Raw genomic sequence first — 5,405 nt, 5'->3', positions numbered from 1 at the left:
GGTCAGTGCCGATGGAAGCGGTCGGTGAAAAATCCTGCGAAGACGGTAAGACGAGGGCTGAATACTCTCGCCTTATCTTCCAGGGGACTCTCACGCGGAGAACCCCTGCAGGAGTTAGCACCAGCACCCATCGCGGGCCGGTTGCTGCGGCATCAGCGGGCCATGTCCCTCCGCCGCTCTCGATAAGGCTGCAATCGGTTGCAGTTGCCTAACGGTAATATGCGACCGCATGCGTTGTCAATCGACCAACCAATCGGTCAGCTATCTGGCACTTTCGTTTGCTACTCAACGCGTATTTAACTATGTTCGCCGCAACGTTTTGGGGGAGTTCCTGGCGGGGAATCGAATCTGACAGAGCCGTACGCGGATTTCGCGACACAACGCGTTAGGAGATCGACTATGACCTCTCGATGGGCGGGGCTGGCTGTTTGTCTATTAATCGCAGTTGCAGGGCTGTCACTTTATACCTCCGGATGCGATCCGTGCTCGTCATGTCCCAGTGCCGGCCCTACCGCGTCGCCGACGCCCGCACCGAGCAGCGCGACGGGCCAAGGTCTCATCGCGATCGACACCGTGAACAATGTCGGCTACGTGCCGATCTATACGCTTAGCGGCGGCGGAGGAGCGCGGACCAATCCTGCATCGGTTGCCGGTAGTTCGCAGTTGGCGGTTGTTGACCTGACGATCGGCGCGGCCAATCCGATCATCAAGCTTCTCGAACTGACGAACGTGGTTGTGCCGACCGGAGGCGCCTTCAATCAGAAGAATGGTCGTGTGTACGCGGAAGGAACGCTCGCCGACGGCACAGTCAGCGTTTTTGAGATCAACACGACGACCCAGGCGATCATCAACACAATTCCCTGCCCCGGGATCACCAACTCGAACCGCTTCGGCGGAGTAGTTGCCGATCCCGTGCGTAACTTGCTGGTGGTGGCGGGAACCGCAACGATCGGTCTGATGGATACGTCGGTGGAACCGCCGGTCTTCAACGCCGCCTCGGTGGTCTCCGTTGCGGGTACCGATTCGCTCTCCCTCAACCCAACGACCGGCATTTTGTTCATCTCAACTGACGGAACCAATCAGATAACGAATATCTCGACGGTTCCGCTGGTCGTGCAATCCTTCGAAGGCACCGAAGCGACAACCGACGGAGTCGGATTCGATCCCGCGACTAATATCCTGTTGCAAACCGATGAAGTCGGCGCCGACCACGGCACCGCCTTCAATTTCGGAACGCTCGATACTGGCGTGACGCCGGCTACCGCGCTGAGCATTGGATTCATGGGACTTGGAGTTCTCCCACCACTTGGTGAAGGGCCGGGCGGGCAGGCGGTGGTCAACGGAGCCACCCATCAGGGGGTTATCAGCGACGAATTCGGTCAGAATCTGAAAATGATTCATCTGCCCGTGGCGAAGGTCGCCGGTGCGCTCGACAACAATGGCCAGCCCGGAAGCGGCACCCAACCGGACGCCGCGTCGGTCTTTACGATCTGCGCCGGGCTGATTCCAATGGGAGACGTGAGCAGCACGCCGACCCAACTGGGGATTGTCGGCGATCCGAACACGTTGTCGGTTGACGTGAAAAATAATCTGGCCTACATGCTGGCGGACACGGATCCATTCTTTCATTCGTGGGCGAACGACCACGATCCGCAGCCGCCGCTGTTCCTGGTTCGCGTCGATCTGTCCGCGCCCGTGCTGGGTGGGAGTCCGACCGGGCCCACTCATTGGACTCCGGTCAGCGCAGCGATCCCGATGCCGTGATGGCCGGCGATCGCCGAAGTCGCGTGCGCTATGCGATCAGCAGTTCGGCGATCTGGATGCCGTTGAGCGCCGCGCCCTTGCGCAACTGGTCGCCCACGACCCAGAAGTTCAGCGCGCTGGGGCAGCTCAGGTCCTCGCGGATCCGGCCGACGAAGCAGTCGTCCTGTCCCTCGACGAGGATCGGCATCGGGTAGCGATTCTGCGCGGGATCGTCGAACAGCCGGATTCCCGGAAAGTTCGCGAACGCCTTGCGCGCGTCGGCCGCCGCGATCTTTGTCTCGGTCTCGGCGTTGATGGAAATCGAATGCGCGGTGAAGACCGGCACCCGCACCGTGGTTGGTGAAATCAGCAGTTCGGGCTGGTCGAGAATCTTCCTGATCTCGTTGACCAGCTTGATTTCCTCGCCGGTGTATCCGCCCTCGACAAATTTGTCGATATGCGGAATCAGGTTGAACGCAATCTGATGCTGAAAAAACTCAGACTTGATCGTCTCGCCCTTCGACCACGCGATCGTCTGCTCGCGCAGCTCGGCAACGCCGTTCACGCCCGCGCCTGAGACCGCCTGGAAGCTGGTCGCGACCACGCGCTTCAAGCGGCCCAGGTCATGCAGCGGCTTCAGCGGCATCACGGTGACGATCGTCGTGCAATTGGGGCATGCGAGGATCCCCTTGTGACGGCGCGCGGCGGCGCCGTTGATCTCGGGCACCACCAGCGGCACCTCGGGGTCCATTCGAAACGCGTTCGACTTGTCGATTACGATCGCGCCCGCTTTGACCGCGATCGGCGCGAACTGGCGCGATTGCTCGGAGCCGGCCGAGAACAGGACGATATCGATTCCCTTGAACGAGTTGGCGTCGAGCTTCTCGACCGTTACCGGCTCGCCCGCGAAGGTGACGGTCTTGCCCGCCGAGCGCGCCGACGCATACGCGCGCAGCTCGCGAATCGGAAACTTGCGCTGCTCGAGGATTTTGAGCGTGGTCTGTCCGACGGCGCCGGTCGCACCGACCACCGCAATTCGTTGTCCACTAGCCATCGCGCGATTCTATCGCGATGCGGGCATTGGAGTGAAGCATTTCCTCTCGCCTCCCCCGTTCGTGGGGGGAGGCCGACGCGCGTCCTCGCGCGGCGGGTGGAGGACCAATCGTCCTAGATTCCGGATCTGCGGCAAAGCGAGGCGAATCAATCAACACTCGCTTAAGTGCCTCATCAGCCAGTCGCTGACCAGCTCGAACACTTCATCAGACGCTTCCGACAATCCGTGTCCGACGCCGGGTAAAATCCGGATCGTCTTCGGCTCGCCCGCGCGATCGTAAAGAGCCTGCGAACTTTCATGCGAGAGAATCGTGTCCGCGCCGCCATGAATCAGCAGCAACGGCTTGGGCGCGAGCTCCCCCGCCATGTGCGCGCCTGCGAGCTGGCTCGACAGCGCAATTACGCTGGTGACAATCGGGCTTAGCGTGCCCGCGTTGATCGCGACCGCGCCGCCGAACGAATGCCCGATCAGCGCGACACGTTCATTGCCGATGCCGCCGAGGAACGTCAGCGCCGCCATCGCATCGACCAGGCATTCGCCGAACTCGTTGGGCGCGCGGTAGTCCAGCCGCGCAATCGTGAGTCCGCGCTTCGGCATCGCGAGCCCGAGCCGCGGATAGAGCATCGAAGGCCCGTCGAACCCACCCATCGCACCGCTGACGCATAGCACTGCGCGGCCCTTCTCCGGCGCCGAATGAAGCATGAGCGGAATCGCGCCACGCGTCGTCGCGATCGTGACCTTGCGCGCGCCCGCGATTTCATCGCCCGGCTCGACGCCGGTAATTCTGAGCGTTACTCCTTCGTCCATCTTCGTGAGATTCAAAAATCTGCGGCGCAACAGACAATCGCGCCGCACAAATGTCCCTCAGCCTAACCCTCTCCGCACTTGGGGCGAGGGAACCGGATCGCCGAGCATTCGCATTCCGTAGCGAATCATCGCGGCCAGCCGTTCGATCCTCGTCAGCAGTTCGGCCTGCTCTTCGCGCGGCGCGTCGGCGAGCTCGGCGGCGACGGCGGCCAGGTTCGTGCGCATCACCTGCACCGCGCGCTCCAGGTTTTCGCGCTCCGGGATGCCTGCGCGAGCTTTACGCCTTGCCTCCTGTATCTCCGCAAAATCGATTATCTCGGCCATTTACGCTTCACGTCTCCACCCGATTATCGCGCATCATGGCCGCGGCTGGAAACTGTTACCGCAACTTCTTGCCCGCGCGACGTTTCTCCGCGAGCGTCTGATGCCCGCCTTCGGCGACCCATCGCATCTGGCGCGCCATCCCGTTGAGAATTTCGACCTCGCGCGCGGTCAAGCCGCTTCGTCCGAAAATCTCGCGAATCGCCAGCATGATATGGTCGGGATTGTCGTCGGGAATAAAACCGATCGAGACCAACGCCTCCGCCAGCCGCTCGAGCATCGGGTCGCTGGTTGACGCGGCAACGAATTCGGGCGCGCGAGATTCCACCGCGGCAGTCGCCGCCATCATCAGCTCGTACGCGACGACCATCACGGCTTGCGCGAGATTGAGCGAAGGATATTCGGCCGCGGTGGGTATGGTAATCAACCGATGACACAACTTGAGCTCGCGATTTGTCAGCCCGCGATCTTCGCGTCCAAATACGATCGCGATCTTGTTCGCGCCGGCCAGCGCGTCGAGTTCCACTGCGGCCGCGCGGAGCGGAGTCGCGCGGCTGTGATAGCCGCCGCGGCGGCTGGTGGTGCCGACTGCGAGCGAACAATCCGCAAGCGCATCAGCAAGACTGGGATAGACCTTCGCGTTGGCGAGGATATCGTCGGCATGCACCGCCATCTTGACGGCCTCGCGATCGTTCAAGGGACCACGTCCGACGAGCCGCAGATCGTCGAAGCCCATGTTCTTGAGCGCTCGTGCCACCGCGCCGATATTGCCCGCCGACTGCGGCCGGTACAGCACGAACGCGAATTTTGCGGCCGACGCCATCCTCTGGTTATGCGGTTACCGTCGTCGCAAGGGAAGGGGACACCCATCTTATTCACTAAGGTGCAGGGGTTACCCTGCCGAAGGAAGTATGAAACCCACCGCGGGTTTCATTACAATAAAGTGGATTGATGAAGATCATTTCCTTCGGCGATGTGCACATGGCGACTCGCAATCTCGACCGGATGGGCGAGGTGATGCGCGATTGCGATCTCGTGATCCTGTCCGGCGACCTCACCAACTTCGGCGGCGTCGAGGACGCGCGCAAGGTGATCGCCGACGTGCGGCGGGCTTGTCCTGCAGTGCTTGCGCTCCCGGGGAATCTCGACCAGCGCGAGGTGATCCCGTTTCTCGAAGCGGACGGAATCGCGCTGCACGGTAAGGGCCGCGTCACCGGCGGCGTTGGAATCTTCGGATGCGGTGGATCGAACATTTCGCCGTTCGACACGCCAACCGAGTTTACCGAGGACGAGATCTACGCGACGCTGCGGGCCGGCTACGACTTCGTGCGCGAGGTGCGGCCGCTGCTCATGATTTGTCATCCGCCGCCGTTCGACACCAAATGCGATCGAATCCGCAGCGGGAAGCCGGTTGGCAGCACGGCCGCGCGCCAATTCATCGAAGAGGTGAAGCCCGACGTTTGCATCTCGGGACATATCC

General features: G+C 61.9%; 6 protein-coding genes and 1 riboswitch. Of the genes, 2 read left to right on the top strand and 4 right to left on the bottom strand.

Translation table 11 applies throughout. From position 1 onward, the window contains the following. Positions 1-69 precede the first annotated feature (69 nt). Positions 70-189: riboswitch (SAM riboswitch) on the bottom strand. A 210-nt stretch (positions 190-399) separates the two neighbouring features. Beyond that, the gene (locus tag VIW95_RS15340; protein ID WP_331588092.1) at positions 400-1,764 is read left to right on the top strand and encodes a hypothetical protein; all 1,365 of its coding nucleotides are present in this window, start codon (positions 400-402) and stop codon (positions 1,762-1,764) included. A gap of 28 nt (positions 1,765-1,792) precedes the next feature. On the opposite strand, the gene VIW95_RS15335 is transcribed toward VIW95_RS15340, so the two are convergent. The 4 genes from VIW95_RS15335 to VIW95_RS15320 all read right to left on the bottom strand — a co-directional run bounded on the left by VIW95_RS15335 (position 1,793) and on the right by VIW95_RS15320 (position 4,748). Next, entirely contained in the window at positions 1,793-2,797 is a 1,005-nt protein-coding gene (locus tag VIW95_RS15335) for an aspartate-semialdehyde dehydrogenase (RefSeq protein ID WP_331588090.1), read from the bottom strand. Between the two features lie 150 nt (positions 2,798-2,947). Continuing rightward, positions 2,948-3,604 carry an alpha/beta hydrolase gene (locus VIW95_RS15330; protein ID WP_331588088.1) on the bottom strand — a complete coding sequence of 219 codons (657 nt, stop codon included), beginning with the start codon at positions 3,602-3,604 and terminating at the stop codon, positions 2,948-2,950. Between the two features lie 57 nt (positions 3,605-3,661). After that, positions 3,662-3,928, bottom strand: coding sequence for a hypothetical protein (locus VIW95_RS15325; RefSeq protein WP_331588086.1), 267 nt, complete (start codon positions 3,926-3,928; stop codon positions 3,662-3,664). 55 nt (positions 3,929-3,983) lie between these two features. Continuing rightward, on the bottom strand, positions 3,984-4,748 hold the full coding sequence (locus VIW95_RS15320) for an RNA methyltransferase (RefSeq protein WP_331588084.1): 765 nt from the start codon (positions 4,746-4,748) through the stop codon (positions 3,984-3,986). Positions 4,749-4,876: 128 nt separating this feature from the next. On the opposite strand from VIW95_RS15320, the gene VIW95_RS15315 reads away from it, so the two are divergent. After that, the coding region (locus VIW95_RS15315) for a metallophosphoesterase (RefSeq protein WP_331588081.1) at positions 4,877-5,405 on the top strand (529 nt) is incomplete at its 3' end.

The sequence above is a fragment of the Binatus sp. (SeqCode) genome (assembly GCF_036522015.1).
Taxonomy (GTDB): domain Bacteria; phylum Desulfobacterota; class Binatia; order Binatales; family Binataceae; genus Binatus.
The sequence above is the reverse complement of the archived record's forward strand: the minus strand, read 5'-3'. Positions and strand labels throughout refer to the sequence as shown.